Raw genomic sequence first — 18,821 nt, 5'->3', positions numbered from 1 at the left:
GATTTTGACATTTTTATTTATAATGCTATAATTATTCATGTAAGTTTTATATAATACATGCGATAAGTGAGCTGAATAACAATTTGACAACTATCAGCGGTAAGGAGCGTAAAGCGAAAAATAAGCCCGAGAATACTTACTCCCTCATCGAAAAAATTGAGTTGGAAGATCTTGATCTCTTCAATAGATTTTCCGGTACGTCATCTCATATGCTTAATATTATAGAGACTCAGTTTGACGTAGATATTTCAGTAAGGGGGAATGTTCTGCTGATTAAAGGCAGAAAAGAAGGCGTGGGTAATTGTGCCGGATTTATAACCGATCTCATAAAATTATATGAGGTAAAAGCCGATATTTCCGATAATGAATTGACTCGGTTAGTAAAGGCTAAGATAAAAGATCCGAAAGTTGAAATTAATTCTTATATTTACGACCCCATCCTTATTACTCCGAGAAGAAAAATCGTAGCCCCTAGGACGGTAAATCAAAAAAGATATGTCGATGCTATCTATAAAAACGATATAGTTATAGGCATAGGACCTGCCGGAACCGGTAAGACCTACCTATCTATGGCATGCGCCATATCTTTATTTCAAAAACAATTGTTCGATAGAATAATCTTGACCCGTCCGGCGGTTGAAGCCGGTGAAAAATTGGGCTTTCTCCCCGGGGATATTTCACAGAAGATTAACCCGTATTTAAGGCCCCTATACGACGCTCTTTATGAGATGATAGAGTTCGAAAAGGCTATGAAACTTATAGAAACCGACGTTATAGAGGTTGCCCCCATTGCGTTCATGAGGGGCAGAACGCTTAATAACTCTTTCGTAATACTAGATGAAGCGCAGAACGCGACGAACGAGCAGATGAAGATGATGCTCACGAGAATCGGTTCCGGTTCTAAAATTATCGTAAACGGGGACATAACTCAGACCGACTTGCCTTCGGATAAGGAATTGGGGCTTGTTACAGCAAGTAAGATTTTGGCGGATATAAGCGGCATAAAGGTTGTAAATTTTAACAGGACGGACGTATTAAGACATAAAATTGTTCAAAATATAATAAAAGCTTATGAAACGAACAAAATTTCTCGAATTTCTAAAAAATAATACTTTAGAGATTAAAAATAGACATTACCCGCTTTTAGCATTGCTTTTAATATCCGCCGTATTTTTAACGTTTTTGCTCTACAACGGGTCGGAATTTGTCAAAAACAAATATAAGGCGGGTGAAATAGCGACAAAGACTATAATAGCCAAAAAAAGTTTTAGATATGTTGATTTGAAAGCAACTGATGCTGTGCTGAAAAGAAAAATTAGAAATAGTCCTGATGTTTATTTGTATTATCCGGAAGAAAAAATAGCACTATACAGGAAGGTCAAAAGCGCTTTCGTTCTTGCAAAGTTATATAAGAAGAGCCACCCGTCAGGCAAGGAAAACACGAGTATATCTAAAAGTATATTCTCTGATAAGTTAGGTATCAAGTTAGACGATGCCACTCTTAACGAGTTTTATTATTTGAATTATAATAAAAATATCGAGTCGTATGTCTTGCAAATAATGGCCGATATTTATAAAAGAGGGGTATTGTCCAAGACGCCCTCTGACGATAAAAGTATAGAGATTAAAAACGTCATGACTAATAGACTGAGGCTTATAGGCGATCCTCAGATATTTTTTACGTTAAAAAAGAAAAGCGGTTTCGCGTACTACTATGTCAAAAATAATCTAGGTTTTTTGCCGCTTTATATGCGGAACGATATATACAGATTAGTCTACAACCTCATTAAACCGGATATAGTATATTCCAGGTTTCTTACTCTGAAAAAGATAGAGGATATTAAAAAGGAAAATATGCCCATTTATATCCATATAAAAAGGGGGATTCTTTTAGTTAATTCCGGAGAACTTATCTCTAAAGCAAAAGCGATTGAATTAAATGCCTATAATGCCAAATTCAGCTTAAAAAACAACATCCCCCTGCTCATAGGCTTATTTTTGCTTATAGTTATGCTGTTGTCGCTTTCTTACGTTTTTCCCTATAAATATATAAGAAAATTTAGAACCTCCTTAAATTTTAAGAATATTGTTTTCGTTGCATCTGTTTTGATATCCTCCGTTATTATAATCAAAGCCGGGATTATTTTTTCGGGAGCGCTGTCTTTATATTTTCCTTTTATCAATGAGAACGATATATATTACCTGATCCCTTTCGCGTTCGGTCCCATGCTTATCAGGATTATATTGAATTCAGAGGTTTCGGTTGTTTATATAGCACTGTTCTCTATCTTAACCTCGATGATTTTTAAAAACTCTATTTTTTTTATGATATATGCTTTTGGAGGCAGCTTGATAGCCTCTTATGAGGTTTTTGATTTTTCTTCTTGGGGTCGCATGGTTAAAGCCGGAGTTATCACGGGATTTTTGAATAGCTTCATGGTTTTAACATTTGCGCTGATAGGGCTTAATTTTATAAATGTCCAAAATATTTATAGCGTGATATTAGCATTTTTATCGGGGGTTGTTTCTTCAATAATGGTAATAGGTCTCATACCAGTATTCGAGAGAATATTCGGGTTTACGACCGATTTCAAACTCCTTGAACTTTCCGGTTCGAATCATCCGCTTTTAAGACAATTTTCCGTTGTGGCCCCCGGGACGTATCAGCACTCTATAATGGTAGCCACATTGGCGGAATCGGCCGCCTTATCGGTAGGAGCCAACCCTCTATTGACAAGAGTTGCAAGTCTTTATCACGATATAGGCAAAATATTAAAGCCTAATTATTTTATCGAGAATACGGTAAATTTCAATAATCCCCATAACAAACTTGCCCCGACTATGAGTAGTTTGATTATAGCCTCTCACGTAAAAGAGGGACTGGAGCTTGCAAAAAAACATAAATTAGGCGATAAAATAGAAAATATAATTAACGAGCATCATGGAACATCGATGATAGGGGCGTTTTACGAAAAAGCCTTTAAAGAAAACGGGGGCGCAAACATTTCTAAGGGCGTGTTCAGGTATGACGGCAGGAAGCCTCAAACCAAGGAAGCAGGTATAATCATGCTGGCGGATTCCGTCGAAGCAACATCCAGAACCGTGACTAACATTTCCCCTTCCAGGTTAGAATCGCTGGTTAGAAAGACTATAAGCAGGATATATAACGACGGACAACTTGATGAATGCGAACTTACGCTAAAAGACCTGCATTCCATAGGGGATGCCTTTGTAAAGGTATTGAATTCCATCTTTCATCAGAGAATTCCATATGCAGGTAAATCTATAGAGGAAGATGACGGTGATGGAAAATCAGGAGACGTTCCTAATAAATATAACGAATACCCAAAGAAGGTCGGAAATAAGCCCAAAGTTAGTCTACTGTATCGTTAAAAATTCTCTGAAGCATCTTTTTTGCGGTTCTTACGGTATAGATATAATTTTTTGCTCCCCTTCCCGTATCAAAAAATTGAATAAGGATTATCGGAACAGGAATAACATTACGGATGTTTTATCTTTCGAGATAAAGGAATATGACAATAATATTTTTTATATAGGTGAAATTTATATTGCCCCTGCAGTTGCCGAAAATAATTTTTTGCGATACAGGCATTTTTGGGAAAAAGCCGACTGGATTTCGAGAGAGAGGGGCGAAGGTTCGCCGAATATCGAGAAAGATGATAAAAAGGGGTTTGAAAAAGAGATCGCATTGTTGATAATTCATGGCATTTTGCACCTCTTCGGATATGTTCACGATGAAGAGCATGAGTTGGATTTGGACGATGAAGATTATAATAAAGAGATGAAAGATATGCAGAAACTTATCTATAAGAATTTGGACGGGTTATTGGGATGAAACGTGTCCTTAAAAACCAGGTTAGGAAATGATGCCGGAGATAAAGATATGAAAAAACATAAAGATTCGTTTTGCTTTTACTATTTTTCATGGTATTTAAATTAGCCTTTCTTTATATTTTTATTATGTGATATACTATATTAAACTTAAATCCGGTTGCTTGTTCTTCGCTTTAATTCATGTTTTGTTTATCGCTCTATCCGAAATAAATAGCGACCGCATAAAAATTATAATATAGAGTCTATGGAAGATAAGAAGAACGGTATTGAATACGAGAAATGTTTCGATTTTAAGGGATTAATCGAAATAGTAAAAAAATTACGTTCCGAAAACGGTTGTCCGTGGGATAAGAAACAGACGGAAGAGACATTAAAACCCTACATAATAGAAGAAGCTTATGAGGTCGTAGATGCGATAAGTTCAGGTGATATGGCAGAAATTAAGGAAGAGCTTGGAGATTTGCTCCTTCAAGTCATTTTTTTATCCGTCGTGTTCGAAGAAAAAAAGGAGTTTTCCATAGGTGACGTTATAAATATAGTAAATAAAAAATTAGTAAGAAGGCATCCTCATGTTTTCGATAAAGATTTTTCGCTAAAAGAGGGGGAATGCCTTGAGGACGTCATTCTTAAAAATTGGGAAAGAATCAAGGGAGAGGAAAAGGAAGAGAAGCGGAAAAACACGCATGATTCCGATATAAAACCGTCGGTTCATATATCCGCAAGTATGCCCGCCCTTCATAGGGCATATATGGTGCAGGAAAAAGCCGAGAGATTAGGCTTTGATTTTGAGGACATAAACGGTGTAATAAATAAGGTTTACGAAGAGATTTCGGAACTTAAAAAAGAATTATATACGCAAGATGGCGGTTTAAGGAAAGATGAAGAATTAAATAAGAATAAGATCAAGGAAGAATATGGAGATATCCTATTTTCCATAGTAAACGCGGGAAGATTTTTAGATATACATCCTTGCGGAGCGTTAAACGAATCGTCTAACAAATTCATAAAAAGATTCGGTTACATGGAAAAAAACGCATCATCATCTATTTCCGAACTTGACGCTAAAAGTCTCGATGGTTTGTGGGAGGAATCAAAAAAGGCGCTATAATGACAAAAATTCCAAGAACCGAATTGTTTAATGCAGCGTTAGCTTGTTTGTCCGGTTTATCTATTGCTTTTTTATTTCCTAGTTTCAATCTTGAATTTCTTGCATGGTTTTCCTTAATACCTCTTTTATATGCAATAAATAAATCGAAAAATTTTAAAGAATCTTTACTTTACGGCTTTATAGCCGGTATAGTATCGTACGCGGTTATTCTGTACTGGATAGTTTATACCGTCCATGTATTCGGCAATCTTCCATATTATGTTGCCGTTTTTGCTCTTCTGATCCTTTCTTCTTACTTGGCTGTTTATATTGCTTTATTTGCCGGTTTTACAAAAATTATACTTAACAATTATAAAAGATTAGGCATAATTTTAATCCCGTCATGCTGGATTTTTTTTGAGTTTTTAAAATCACATCTTTTAACCGGGTTCCCCTGGGAAAATTTAGGTTTTTCCCAGTATTTGAATCTACCTTTTATTCAAATTTCCAATATTACAGGGGTATTCGGATTATCTTTTATTATAGTCCTTATAAATTATTCCATATTTCGTTTCATTTTTTTAAAAAATAAAATTTCAAAGCGGCAGGCTTTAATAGAACTGTTTTTTGTTTTGTTTGTTTTTGTTTCGGCAGTATCTTATGGATATTATAACATTTATCGCGTAAATAAATCGTTAAAAGAAAAACCTCCGTTAAGGGTTGCATTGATTCAGGGTAACATAGGGATGTTCAAGAAATGGAAGATTACAAAAAAAAGAACTACTCGCATTTATTTGAATTTGACGAAAAAGTCGTTAAAATATAAGCCCTTTATAGCAATATGGCCGGAAACGGCCCTTCCCTACATTATATCGATTCATCCTCACTATTGGAATAAAGTTATGCACTTTGCGGAAAAAAACGGGATAGATTTAATTTTCGGAGCCATAGGTTTAAGATTTTTTAAGGGGAGTTATCATTATTACAACAGGGATTATATGTTTGACGCTTCCGGCAAATATTACTATTACGACAAGCATCACCTCGTCCCTTTTGGTGAATATATTCCGCTTAGAAATCAGTTACCGTTTTTGGCACATATTTTAAAGGGTGCAGGAATCGGAAATTTTACTCCCGGAAGTAAATTTAGAATTTTAAAAAGCGGAAAATTAAAAATAGGCTCTATGATTTGCTATGAGGCATATTTTGATTCGTTAGTAAGGCATTTTCCCGAAGGCGGCGCCAACCTTCTGATTAGTATTACGGATGATGCATGGTACGGAAAAACGTCGGCGCCTTATCAGGATATGTCTATGACGGTTTTTTCTGCCGTCGAAAACGATAGGTTCGTAGCAAGAGCAGGAAATTCAGGTATTAGCGGGGTAATATCGCCTGTAGGGAAAATTTTGGAAGAAACTAATATCTTTAAAAGGACATTCATTATAGGATATGTAAAATTGATTAATAAAAAGACATTTTTTACTTTATATGGTAATATATTTACTTATGCAATCAGCATAATTTTTCTATTATCCCTAATATATCTGCTCTTTTATCGGTTTTTTCTTGGAAAAACCGATAAAAGAAAATAAGGAGGTCTGTTTTAATGTCTGATTCAAAGAATGATTTGGTTTTAAATTTAAGTCTTTTAGATAGAGGTATCAAGGGTTTAGACGATAAATTAGAAAAAATTCGGAGGAGGCTTTGAAGTTTCTAAATTGGAAACTCGACTTAAAGAAATAGACGAAATTATCGCAAAAGAAGATTTTTATAAAGATATTCCTCTTTCATCTTCCATATTAAAGGAAAAATCTTCCGTAGAGAACAAGTTAAAGCCCTTTTATAATTTTTACGAAGAATTTAAAAATATAAGGGATTTATACGAGATCTCCGTAGAGGATGACGACGAAAAAATGCTCGCCGATATTGCCGACAGCGTTAAATCGCTAGAAAAAAAGGTTTTAAATCTTGAAATGTACCTGACTCTTTCAGGAAAAGACGATAAGCTTAATGCTATAGTTGAAATTCACGCCGGTTCCGGCGGTACCGAGTCGATGGATTTTGCAAATATGCTTTTGAGAATGTATTTGAGATGGGCGGAGAGAAAGGGTTCTAAAACGGCCGTTATGGAGTACAACGCCGGAGAGGAAGCCGGTGTCAAGAGCGTTACCTTCGTCGTTCGCGGAAAATTCGCCTATGGTTATCTTAAAGCCGAAAGCGGAGTTCATCGGCTTGTCAGGATTTCTCCCTTCGATGCCAATAAAAGACGACATACCTCTTTTGCTTCGGTTTTTGTCTATCCGGAAGTAGACGATACCATAGAAATAGTGATAGACGAAAAGGATTTAAAAATAGACACGTATCGTTCGAGCGGAGCCGGCGGGCAGCATGTCAATACCACCGATTCGGCGGTAAGAATAACGCATATTCCGACCGGCATAGTCGTTGCTTGTCAAAACGAGAGGTCGCAGCATAAAAACAGAGATATTGCTTATAAACTTTTAAGGGCAAGGCTTTATAATTTTTATAAAAAGAAAAAGGAAGAAGAAGAAGCGAAGATAAATAAAACAAAAAAAGAGATATCGTGGGGTTCGCAGATAAGGTCTTACACCCTAAATCCTAACCGCGTCATTAAAGACCATAGGACCGGCGTGACGATATATGATGACAAGTCGGTTTTTGACGGGGATATAGATGAGTTTATAGGAGCATATTTACTCGGAGTTACGGCAAAAGGGTGAGAAAGTATGTCAGAATCAAAAGGGGGCTGTTTTGGAACAAGAGTTGAATATTATAGAAAAAAATCGTTTTGATAAGTTACAGAAATTAAAAGAAAAAGGGATTAATCCCTTTGCGGGTAATTTTAAAAAGAAGGAGAATATCGGTGAAATAATAAAAAAATATAATCCTAATGATAAGGAATTTTTTGAAAATAACGCAATTGACGTCGAAACGGCGGGTAGGATTATTATTATAAGAAACTTCGGTAAAGCATCGTTTTTTAGGCTCAGGGATGGGTTTGGAGAAATTCAATGCTATATTCAAAAAGGTAAGGTTACCGAAGACGATTTTAAACTTTTTCACGAATATATCGATGCCGGCGATATATGTATGGTCAAGGGTTATCTTTTCAGGACGGGAACAAATGAATTGACCATAAAGGTCGAGCATATAGGAATTTTGACTAAATCTCTTCTTCCCCTGCCGGAAAAATGGCACGGCTTAAAAGATATAGAGGTCCGTTTCAGAAAAAGATATATAGACTTAATTTCGAATGTCGAGGTTAGGGATATTTTTAAAAAAAGGGCCGATACGATTAGCTTCATTCGTTCTTTTTTAAATTCTTACGATTTTTTAGAGGTAGAAACCCCTATTATGCAAACCAACCCCGGGGGCGCAACGGCAAGACCGTTTAAAACCCACCATAACGCTCTAAATTTAGAACTTTATATGAGGATTGCGCCTGAATTATACTTAAAAAGATTAGTTGTGGGCGGATTCGACAGGGTTTACGAGATAGGAAGAAACTTCAGGAACGAAGGGATTTCTATAAAACATAACCCGGAGTTTACAATGCTTGAGTTTTATATGGCATATGCGGCGTATGATGACACTATGGGTTTTCTTGAAGAGATGCTCTCCGAATTGGTAAAGCATATTTGCGGTTCTTTCGAAATTAATTATGCTTCCGAAATATTAAATTTTAAACCGCCCTTTAAAAAAATAAAGTTAAAGGATAGTTTGCATGAAATCGCCGGATTTAGATCGGAAGAAATAGATTCGGCCACAAAGGTTTATGAGATTTTAAGACATAAAAACATCAACGGCATAAGCGAAAAAGATAGTCTGGGTGAACTATTGACTATTTTATTCGACGAAACGGTCGAATCGAAGCTTATAAATCCGACCTTTGTAACCGATTATCCGGTCGAAAGCTCCCCGCTGGCAAGGAGGAGCGATGCCGATAAAGAAATTGTAGATAGATTCGAATTATTTATAGGCGGCAGAGAAATAGGTAATGCGTTTTCGGAACTTAATGACCCTTTAGACCAAGAAGAGAGGTTCAAATCGCAGGTTGAGGCAAAAATCAAAGAGGGGCTGCCGGCAGAGATGGATAAGGATTATATCGAGGCGCTCAAACAAGGACTGCCTCCCACCGCAGGCTGCGGAATAGGTATAGACAGAATAGTCATGCTCCTTACCGATTCACATTCCATTAGGGATGTAATATTATTTCCGCTGCTTAAACCTTTAAGATAAGTTGAATAAAACGATATGAGTTTTCATACGAAGATAGCCCTCCATTATTTAAGACCCAAGAATAATTCGTTTGTATCTTTATTGAGTTTTATTTCCATCGCGGGTATAGCGATAGGTGTAATGGCTTTGATTGTCGTGATATCCGTTATGAGCGGGTTTAGTCACACGTTGGAAAAAAGGGTTATAGGGATAGAATCGCAGATTATCGTTTTGAACTATAACGGCCTGATAAATAACTATAGGAAGACGGCTAAAAACGTATCCTCCATAGACGGCGTAAAAAATGTTTCTCCGTTTATATATACCGATATAATGATATCCTCTGAATCTACTTCTAACGGTAGTGTTTTAAGGGGTATTGATGTTAAGACGGAAGAAGAGGTGACAAACCTCAAAAAATATCTTATAAAGGGAAATTTATCCGGACTTAACAATAGAAAGAGAAAAGAGATAGTTTTAGGCAAGATTTTAGCGCAAAATCTCGGCGTTACCGTTGGAGACAGGGTAACGATAATCTCCCCAAAAGGGCGGATCACTCCATTCGGAGTCATGCCTAAAACCGAAAGGTTTATTGTTGGCGGAATTATCGACAGCGGCATGTATAGTTACGACTCGACGTTTTCCTTTATTTCGGTCAGGAATGCGCAGGCGTTTCTTGATTTGCCGACTAATGTAGTTACGGGATTGGAGGTTAAACTATACAGATTAAATTTAACCTCCGCTAATGTTTTTGCTAAAAAAATAGAGAACAAATTGAATTACCGTAATGCCTCGCCTTCCTTTTATGCACTAAGTTGGGAGGAGCTTAACAAGAATTTGTTTTCTGCAATAAAATTAGAAAAGCTTACGATGTTCGTAATCTTGTCTTTGATTGTGCTTGTGGCGGCGTTTAATATCATATCGACGTTAATAATGGTCGTTATGGAAAAAAGAAAAGATATAGCCGTATTAAAATCCATAGGCGCAAGTTCCAAGGATATAATGATTATTTTTATCGCGCAGGGTGTTATAATAGGTGCAATAGGTACTTCGCTTGGGCTATTAGCCGGATTTTTAATCGGTTATGCGGAAAAAACGTATCATATAATAAGTCTTCCGTCGTCCGTTTATTACATAACTTCTTTACCGGTAAGAATGACCGTCAACGAATTTATAGTTATCGGAATAAGTGCGCTTTTTTTGAGTTTCGCAGCCACATTATATCCGGCCTATAAAGCCGGTAAAATAGATCCTGCGGAGGGGGTAAGGCATGAGTAAAGGTTTTGGTACCGCGGTATCCTTAAAAAAGATAAGCAAGACCTTTAAAGCGGGCGATGAAAAAGTGAATATTCTCAATAAAGCCGATTTGGAAATAAAAGAGGGAGAAACATTTGCCATAACGGGGGAATCGGGAACGGGCAAGAGTACCCTTCTTCACATAATAGGAACGCTTTTAAAACCTGATTCCGGAAAAGTCGGGTATTTTGAAAACTCAAACATATATGACCTTTCCGATGCAAAACTATCCGAATTCAGAAATTATAATATCGGTTTTGTTTTTCAGTTTCATTATCTTTTGAACGAGTTCAGTTGTTTAGAAAATGTTGCTATGCCGCTGTATATAAGAAACGAGCCTAAAAGTAAGGCATTGAAGACGGCAAAAGATTATTTATGCGAAATGGGGCTTGAGAACAGGCTCTATTTTAAACCGTACATGTTGTCGGGAGGAGAGCAGCAAAGGGCTGCCGTGGCAAGGGCATTGGTATGCTCGCCCAAGGTTATACTGATGGATGAGCCTACCGGGAATTTGGATACCGGTCATGCTGAAAGATTGCACGATATAATTATAAATTTAAACAAGAAATATGGCAAGACTTTAGTCATCGTTACTCATGACAAGGGATTTTCCGATATGATGGATCATAAAATCAGAATTACGTTTGGTATAATTGAATATATAAATTGACATAAAATTTAATATTTGTTAGCTTATTAAAATGAAATTTTTGCGATATACTTTTTTTACGTTTGTTATTATTGTTTTTGCCGTTTTAATTTTAGGCGAAGTTAATGTTTACGCCGCTTTAAATAATGGAAACGTTTTTACCGGATTTTTTCATCAAAACGGCAACCCGACGATTAAAAATTTAAAAGTTTCTTTTGTCGGTGTTTTTGAAAAATATTTGAGTTCCAAAAAACCATACTTCGTTTTTGCGTATACCTCTCTTAAAAAACAGCCCTATTTTAGTTTCGATAAGAAAATAAATCTTGCAAGGATGCGAGAACTCGGTGCCAAGTATCATTCCAACTATATAATTACCGGGAGCGTTTCAAGATTAGGTTCCAATTTCAGCGTTCATGCAATGTTCGTGGACATTAACGATGTTTACAATTCAAAAACATTTGATTATCCAGACGCCGGCAAAAACTCTTTAAAGAGGGATATGAAAATATTATCCGGAAGGGTATCAAAGTTAATTCTCAGCGGTCTTTTAAAAAAAGAGGCCGGGCATAATTTTGCAAAGAGGATATATGCCGTTAGAGTAAAAGGCAATGTAAGAGTCGGAGCCGGATTTATAATGAATCATATTAAAATAAGAAAGGACGGCGCATATTCCATAAAAAAAATAGACGAAAGCGTCAAAGAGCTTTATGGCACCGGATATTTTAAAAATATATCGGTCAACGTATCGTCAGCCGATAATAACGGGCCGGTCGTAACCTTTACGGTTTCCGAAAGACCTTACTTAAAGTTTATTAAGTATTTCGGAAATGGGTCGGTATCGGTAAAAAAAATAAGAGGCGTTATCAACATTAAAGCAGACGAGCCGTTAAGCTCTTATGCGCTATATAAGGCAGTCAAAATTTTAAAATTTATATATTCGGCGGAAGGTTATTATAACGCAGATATAAAAGTAAAAAAAGTTTTCCTTTCGGGAAACTATGTCGGCATACATTTTTTAATAAGCGAGAATTCTCCGATAATGGTAAGCCGTGTTGAATTTAAGGGAAACAGCTCTTTTTCCGCAGGAAAACTTAAGTCGGTTATGGGCATTAAAACGGTAAACCTACTGACATGGATAACCGCCGAAGGCAAATTTAAGAAAGCACAGCTGAACTCTCAAATTATAAAGTTATTAAGTTTTTATTATAACTACGGCTATATAGACGTCAGCGTCAAAAAACCTAAATTCATATTTTCAAAAAATAAAAAATACGTAACGATAGTAATAAGAATCGTTCAAGGCTCTCAGTACAAAATATCTGATGTAAAACTTATCGTAAAGGGATTAAAAAAGAATTCCAAAGGGTATAATGCGGTGGCCAAACTAGTTACGACTAAAGCGGGAGATATTTTTAACAGAAAGAGCGTAGAGAAAGAGATTATAGCCATAACCAAATACTTCACTAATGAGGGTTATGCCTTTGTAAACGTCGACCCGTCGATTAAAATCAGGCGGAAAACAAGCTCGGTCATTGTGAAACTTATCGTGCGCAGAGAGAAAATTGCAAGGTTCGGAAAAATTACGGTAACCGGAAATAATATTACATACAGTTACGTTATATTAAGGGCGCTCGTTTTTTATCCAGGAGAAAAATATAATCCGGAGCTTATAAAAATATCAAGGCAGAATCTAAAAAACTTAATGTATTTTCAGCATGTTGCCATAACTACGGAGAAAGTGCCGGGTAAAAGCATATTAAACGTCATAGTGCATGTTAAGGAGCAAAATACCGGTAAATTCACCGTCGGCGGCGGTTATAGTTCCGCTACGTCTTTTATGATAATATCTTCTATCTCCGAGTCGAACCTTTTTGGAACCGGGATATCGGCATCCCTTAACGTTCAGATTGGAGGTCCGTATCAATCTTACAGCTTTAATGTTTCACAACCGTATCTTACCTATGTTTTTGATAGACCCCTATCCTTTAATTTGTCTATGTATGATACGTTTAATTCTCTTTACTCCGAATTTGCATACCGTTCGGTAGGCGGTTCCGTTACCTTGGGATATCCTATTTACGGAAACGTGCTCACGGAGTACCTGAGATATCTTTTTGAACAGGATACGTCCGTTGTAGTTCCTGGTCTTGCGAATGTTTTGCCGCAGGGTAAACTAATGACCAGTGAAATTTCTTTGACTACGGTTTACGATACGTTAAATAATCCTATTGTCCCGACATCGGGTGATATGGATAGTGTTAGAATGAGCTTTGCCGGTCCCCCGCTCGGCGGTAACGACGATTTTGTAAAATACGTCGTACAGGCCGATCACTATATTCCGTTATGGTGGGGAACGTCTTTTATGCAGGGAATACAGGCAGGATATATAATCGGAACCAATTCCTCCGAACCCCTGCCGATATACAGGAGATTTTTTGTAGGCGGCATAATGAATACCTATCCGCTCTTAGGGTTTATGTACGATTCTGTAGGCCCGACCAAAAACGGTCTTCTTATCGGCGGAACCAAAATGCTTACCGTTCAGGCAAAATATTTTATACCCATAATGAAAAAAATGAAATTTTACGGATTCCTATGGTGGAATGCAGGCAATACGTGGGAACAGAATAGATCAGTATTTCCGCTTGACCTTGTTCAGGCGGTGGGAATAGGTTTTAACTGGCATTCGCCGTTCGGTCCCATAACTATTACCTACGGTAAGATACTCGGAACTGCAATAAACGGGAACAGTCCTACCAGGATTCAATTCAGTCTCGGCACAGGGCTGCCCGGACTCTAAATATAATAAATATATAAAAATCAGGGAGAATTATTATGAAGAGTTTATTTTTAAATTTAAGCTTTTTAGCGGTTTTTATCCTAACTGCTGTTATTTTATCTGGTTCCGGAGCTGCATGGGCTTCCGGTTCGAATATTGCGGTTGTTAATATGCAAAAGATAATATCTACGTCGCATCAAGGGAAAAAAGCCGGTGTGGAGTTAAAGGCGTTAGTCGGTCAATATAGAGCGAAACTGCTGACAATGAGAAAAGAGATAGCTTCCATTCAGGCTAACTTAAAAAATAACGGCTCTATAATGTCGGCAAGTGAAAAGGCAAAGAAAACAAAGGAATTCGAAACGGATATATCTAAGTTTTCATCCGAGGAAAAGCATGTTCAGGGCATTATATCTCAAAAAAGATTTGAGCTTTTAAAGGGTATAGTAAAGAAAGCGGACTCTATCATAGCCGTAATTGCAAAAGAAAACGGTTATACGTTAGTCATAAACAGAGTGAGCGTCGTTTACATGGTCAATTCGATCAATATTACCAATGAGGTTTTAAGGCGGATGAATTTGAAATAATGTTATTGCGAGATATAGTTTCAAAATTATCGTTGAATGCGATAGGCGAGGTTCCGGATAATTTATCTGTTTCCGGTATGGGTTCGTTACAGGCGGCTAATAATAGACAGATTTCTTTTATAGTGGGCCGCAAATATGTTAAATATCTTGCCGAAACTAAAGCCTGTGCTGTGATAATGGACTATGAATCCTTAAAAGACAGGCTGCTTCCGGATGTTAAATTTATTATATTGGATTCAAAGAATCCTTATTTAGCCTTTGCAAAGGCAACCCGTCTTTTTTATAAGGGGCAAGAAGGCATACGTGAACTCAAAACTGAAGGTTTTATAGATAAAACCTCGGTTAAGGGTGTAGATACCGTTTTATTTAAGGGTGTTTTCGTAGGTTCCAATACTGTAATAGGCGACGGTTGTGAGATAATGAACAATGCGGTTATCGGAAGAAACGTGACGATAGGGAATAATGTTATGATTTATCCCAATGTTACCGTTTACGATAATTCTAAAATAGGAAATAACTGTATTGTTCATGCAGGTTCGGTCATAGGAAGCGACGGCTTCGGGTATGCAAGGGATAAAGCGCGTTATGTTAAAATTATTCATTCGGGTTATGCGATACTTGAAGATGACGTAGAGATAGGTGCGAATACGACCATAGACAGGGGAGCGGTAGATTTTACCGAAATAGGCGCAGGCACGAAGATAGATAATTTGGTCCAGATTGCACACAACGTAATAATAGGAAAAAATTGTGCAATAGCGGCGCAGACCGGCATAGCAGGCAGTTCGGTCATCGGAGACAATGTAACTATAGGGGGGCAGGTAGGTATAACGGGGCATATTTTCATAGGAAATAATGTTATAATAGCAGCTCAATCTGGGGTTGTGAATAATATAGAAGACAATGAAATAGTTTCAGGTTTGCCGGCTTTTCCTATAAAGGACTGGCGTAATTCTACGGTACTTTTTAAAAAACTCCCGGAACTTTTCAAAAAGATGAAAGAAATTGCAAAAAAAAGGACTTAAAAAATGAATAAAGAAGAAAAATCTGTAAATAACTGTATAATTGATATTCAGGAGATATTAAGTTTATTACCCCACAGGTATCCGTTTCTTTTAGTGGATAAGGTCATAGCCATGGAGAAGGGAAAATCAATTGTCGCAGTTAAAAATACTACAATTAATGAACCATATTTTCAGGGACATTTCCCTTCTTATCCCGTTATGCCGGGGGTCCTTATCTTAGAGGCGCTTGCTCAGGCGGGCGGTATTTTGGCGTATAAAACCGAAGAGGAAGACGATTTAAAGAATAAGTTAACATATTTTATGGGTATAGATAAGGCAAGATTCAGAAAGCCCATTCTACCCGGAAGCGTCATAATTTTGAACGTAGAGCTTATTAAAAGAAAGCAGTCTGTATGGATATTCCACGGCAGGGCGGAGGTAGAAGGAAAGTTGTGTGCAGAGGCCGACCTCATGGCATCCTTTTTGCCCAAGCAGACAGACAAGGGCTGATATAAGAGTCATAATATATGTTATATAGAGAAAAGCTTCATGATTGATAAAACGGCAATAATTTATCCCGGGGCATCGATAGATGTTTCTACCGATATAGGACCCTACACCGTCGTTAAAAGCGGAGGGAGGATAGGCAAGAATAATAAAATCGCCTCTCACGTTGTTATAGATGGAAATACGGAAATTGGGGATAATAATACGATATTCCAGTTTGCCTCTATCGGTTCCGCACCGCAGGACCTTAAATATAAAGGGGAAAATACAAAGTTAGTAATAGGCAATAATAACATTATAAGGGAATACGTCACCATGAATCCGGGAACGGTTACCGGAAATGGCATTACCGTCGTTGGGAATCACAATCTATTTATGATGCATGTCCATATAGCTCATGACTGCATGATAGGAAACCATGCGGTTCTTGCAAATAATGCGACCCTGGCCGGACATATAGAGATTCAGGATTATGCCATATTAGGCGGTCTATGTGCGATACATCAGTTTGTGAGGATAGGGGAATCGGCGCTGATTGCCGGTGGCTCTATGGTAGTTCAGGATATTCCGCCGTATACTATTGCCTCCGGTGATAGAGCAAGGATTTATGGGATAAATCGGATAGGTCTCAAAAGGAGAGGTTTTACTAAGGAAGAAATAGAAACGATAAAAAATGCCTTTAAGATTCTATATAGATCGAAGGTTACGGTAAAAATAGCCGCAGAGAAGATAGTGCAGGAAATGGGCGGGCAGGATAAAGTAAAAAAGTTTGTCGATTTCGTGCTCAACTCTAAAAGAGGCATTACAAGATAAAATCAAAAAATAAGAATTAAATTTATGGAAAACAATAATATAGGCATAATTGCCGGCTACGGAGACTTTCCGTTAATATATATTGAAGAATTAAAAACCTGCGGTTATTCGGTTAAGGTTTGCGCTATAGAGGAAGAGGCGGCCGATGCCCTCGCCCATCATGCGGATTCTATTCTCTATATAGGTGTGGGTCAGCTCGGCAAGTTAGTAAAATTTTTTAAATCGGAAGGGGTAAGAGAGGTAATCATGGTGGGTAAGGTTCGTAAGACTCTCATGTTTAAAAAGGTCAAACCGGACTTGAAAGCGATAACACTTTTTTTATCTCTTAAAGATAAAAAAGACGATACTATTTTAAATGCTATATGCGATTTTCTCGAGAGGGAAGGCATAGCGGTAGTTTCGCAGACTAAATATATTTCATCGGTATTTTTACCTAAGGGCATTGTTTCAAAAAGAATTCCCACTAGAAAAGAAATGGCAGATATAGAATTTGGTACGGGTGCCGCAAGGCTGATTGCAGGTGCCGATATCGGTCAAACCGTAGTTGTAAAGGATAAATCGGTTATGGCGTTAGAAGCTATAGAGGGAACGGATGATGCCATAATAAGGGGCGGGAAATTGGCATGCGGGGGAGCCGTTGTCGTAAAGGTGAATAAACCGACTCAGGATTTAAGGTTTGACGTTCCGGCGGTAGGATTAGACACTATAGGGGCGATCGTTTCGGTAAATGCTATGTGCTTGGCGTTCGAATCTAATACTATAGTCCTGCATAAGGAAGAATTTATTAAAGCGGCGAATGATGCATCCGTCTCCCTGTATGTTTTTTAATTAAAAATTTTAATTTTTTGAAAGTGGCAAAAATATTAATAATTTCGGGAGAGCCTTCCGGAGATTTCTTTGCTTCCGGTTTGATTAAATCCATTAAAAAATGTAGTAAAAATATAGATTGCTATGCTATAGGGGGGAAACAAACGGAATCTGCCGGGGCAGAATTAATTGCGGACATAGATAAATTATCCGTCATGGGGTTTACGGAGGTTCTGTGCAAACTAAAAACCATTAAAAAGGTTTTAGATAAAGTTTACGGCTGGATAAGGGAAAACAAACCGGATGCAGTGATACTGATAGATTTTCCCTCTTTTAATTTTAAAGTAGCAAAATTATCCTATGGTTTAAAAATTCCGGTAATTTATTTTATTCCTCCTAAAATATGGGCTTCGAGATATGCAAGGATAAAATTCATAAAAAAATACATAAGGTTTGTGATCGTAATATTTCCGTTTGAATACGATATTTATAAAAAAGCGGGCATAGAGGTGTATTATTTTGGCAATCCTTCGTATAGCTTATATAATAAAGAGGTGAAGTCCGGCGGCATTAAAAAAATAGGTTCAGAGGATAAATATCCCGTGATTTCATTTTTACCCGGTTCAAGAAAAGCGGAGATTAAATATCATAGCGGCAGAATAATTGAATCAATGTTGCTTATAAAAAAGGTTTACAAGGATTCTTTTTTTATTTTCCCGTTTAAGAAGGAAATTGATTCGTCTCGCTTTGTATCCGTTTTGAAGAAGAAAAATATTCCGGAAAAGTGGTATGTTATTACCGATTCGGTAAGCGATGCGCTATATTCCTGCGACGTGACAGTCGTGGCCAGCGGAACGGCTTCTTTAGAGGCATGTTTTTACGGTAAGCCGGTAATAATAGTATATTATTTAAATTATTTAACCTATTTAATAGCTAAAGTTTTAGTTAATATCAGATACGTAGGGCTTATAAACATAATGGCAAACGACTGCGTCGTTCCGGAGCTTATAGAATCAAAATTTACCCCGGACAATGTTTTTAAAGAGGTCGATAGATTTTTAAAAGATGATATTTATAAAAAATCGGTTATAGATAAAATCTCCGGTACCGTTTCTACGCTTAGAATAGATGCCTTACCCCTTGAATCATCTGCCAAACTTATATATGATAGAATAATATCAAAAAATAATTAAAGTTATCA

Annotated in this window: 16 protein-coding genes; all 16 read left to right on the top strand. The window is 37.2% G+C overall.

What is annotated here, in order from left to right:
* Window positions 1-83: 83 nt before the first annotated feature.
* The 16 genes from ACMCNP_RS03225 (at window position 84) to lpxB (ending at window position 18,813) form a co-directional block, all read left to right on the top strand.
* A complete protein-coding gene (locus ACMCNP_RS03225) occupies window positions 84-1,109 on the top strand; it encodes a PhoH family protein (RefSeq protein WP_419313750.1) in 1,026 nt (341 codons plus the stop codon).
* Window positions 1,072-3,393 carry an HD family phosphohydrolase gene (locus tag ACMCNP_RS03220; protein ID WP_419313747.1) on the top strand — a complete coding sequence of 774 codons (2,322 nt, stop codon included), beginning with the start codon at window positions 1,072-1,074 and terminating at the stop codon, window positions 3,391-3,393. The genes ACMCNP_RS03225 and ACMCNP_RS03220 overlap by 38 nt, the downstream gene beginning before the upstream one ends.
* Window positions 3,305-3,856: an rRNA maturation RNase YbeY gene (ybeY, locus tag ACMCNP_RS03215; protein ID WP_419314371.1), complete on the top strand. Its 552-nt coding sequence runs from the start codon at window positions 3,305-3,307 to the stop codon at window positions 3,854-3,856. Before ACMCNP_RS03220 ends, ybeY begins: the two co-directional genes overlap by 89 nt.
* A 243-nt stretch (window positions 3,857-4,099) precedes the next feature.
* On the top strand, window positions 4,100-4,963 hold the full coding sequence (gene mazG, locus ACMCNP_RS03210; RefSeq protein ID WP_419313744.1) for a nucleoside triphosphate pyrophosphohydrolase: 864 nt from the start codon (window positions 4,100-4,102) through the stop codon (window positions 4,961-4,963).
* Entirely contained in the window at window positions 4,963-6,534 is a 1,572-nt protein-coding gene (gene lnt, locus ACMCNP_RS03205) for an apolipoprotein N-acyltransferase (RefSeq protein ID WP_419313741.1), read from the top strand. Before mazG ends, lnt begins: the two co-directional genes overlap by 1 nt.
* A gap of 14 nt (window positions 6,535-6,548) precedes the next feature.
* A protein-coding gene (gene prfB, locus ACMCNP_RS03200; RefSeq protein WP_419313738.1) for a peptide chain release factor 2 occupies window positions 6,549-7,683 on the top strand; the annotation gives its coding sequence in 2 pieces (ribosomal slippage) (window positions 6,549-6,638 and window positions 6,640-7,683; 1,134 coding nt in all).
* Window positions 7,684-7,714: 31 nt separating this feature from the next.
* Window positions 7,715-9,202 (top strand): lysine--tRNA ligase, encoded by a 1,488-nt coding sequence (gene lysS / locus ACMCNP_RS03195; RefSeq protein ID WP_419313735.1) that lies wholly within the window; start codon window positions 7,715-7,717, stop codon window positions 9,200-9,202.
* Window positions 9,203-9,217: 15 nt separating this feature from the next.
* Complete coding sequence (locus tag ACMCNP_RS03190; RefSeq protein WP_419313732.1) at window positions 9,218-10,459, top strand: lipoprotein-releasing ABC transporter permease subunit; 1,242 nt, start codon at window positions 9,218-9,220, stop codon at window positions 10,457-10,459.
* Window positions 10,452-11,147 (top strand): ABC transporter ATP-binding protein, encoded by a 696-nt coding sequence (locus ACMCNP_RS03185; RefSeq protein WP_419313729.1) that lies wholly within the window; start codon window positions 10,452-10,454, stop codon window positions 11,145-11,147. The genes ACMCNP_RS03190 and ACMCNP_RS03185 overlap by 8 nt, the downstream gene beginning before the upstream one ends.
* A gap of 31 nt (window positions 11,148-11,178) precedes the next feature.
* Window positions 11,179-13,926, top strand: coding sequence for an outer membrane protein assembly factor BamA (bamA, locus tag ACMCNP_RS03180; RefSeq protein ID WP_419313727.1), 2,748 nt, complete (start codon window positions 11,179-11,181; stop codon window positions 13,924-13,926).
* Window positions 13,927-13,961: 35 nt separating this feature from the next.
* Window positions 13,962-14,489 (top strand): OmpH/Skp family outer membrane protein, encoded by a 528-nt coding sequence (locus ACMCNP_RS03175; protein ID WP_419313723.1) that lies wholly within the window; start codon window positions 13,962-13,964, stop codon window positions 14,487-14,489.
* A complete protein-coding gene (gene lpxD, locus ACMCNP_RS03170; RefSeq protein WP_419313720.1) occupies window positions 14,489-15,514 on the top strand; it encodes a UDP-3-O-(3-hydroxymyristoyl)glucosamine N-acyltransferase in 1,026 nt (341 codons plus the stop codon). The genes ACMCNP_RS03175 and lpxD overlap by 1 nt, the downstream gene beginning before the upstream one ends.
* A gap of 39 nt (window positions 15,515-15,553) precedes the next feature.
* The gene (gene fabZ / locus ACMCNP_RS03165; RefSeq protein WP_419314369.1) at window positions 15,554-16,003 is read left to right on the top strand and encodes a 3-hydroxyacyl-ACP dehydratase FabZ; all 450 of its coding nucleotides are present in this window, start codon (window positions 15,554-15,556) and stop codon (window positions 16,001-16,003) included.
* 39 nt (window positions 16,004-16,042) lie between these two features.
* On the top strand, window positions 16,043-16,813 hold the full coding sequence (gene lpxA, locus ACMCNP_RS03160) for an acyl-ACP--UDP-N-acetylglucosamine O-acyltransferase (RefSeq protein WP_419313717.1): 771 nt from the start codon (window positions 16,043-16,045) through the stop codon (window positions 16,811-16,813).
* Window positions 16,814-16,837: 24 nt separating this feature from the next.
* Window positions 16,838-17,641 (top strand): LpxI family protein, encoded by an 804-nt coding sequence (locus ACMCNP_RS03155; RefSeq protein WP_419313715.1) that lies wholly within the window; start codon window positions 16,838-16,840, stop codon window positions 17,639-17,641.
* Between the two features lie 23 nt (window positions 17,642-17,664).
* Entirely contained in the window at window positions 17,665-18,813 is a 1,149-nt protein-coding gene (lpxB, locus tag ACMCNP_RS03150) for a lipid-A-disaccharide synthase (RefSeq protein WP_419313712.1), read from the top strand.
* Window positions 18,814-18,821: the final 8 nt, after the last annotated feature.

Source organism: Candidatus Acidulodesulfobacterium sp. H_13 (assembly GCF_048541835.1).
Classification (GTDB): domain Bacteria; phylum SZUA-79; class SZUA-79; order Acidulodesulfobacterales; family Acidulodesulfobacteraceae; genus QIJE01.
This window is presented reverse-complemented; position numbering and strand designations above follow the sequence as displayed.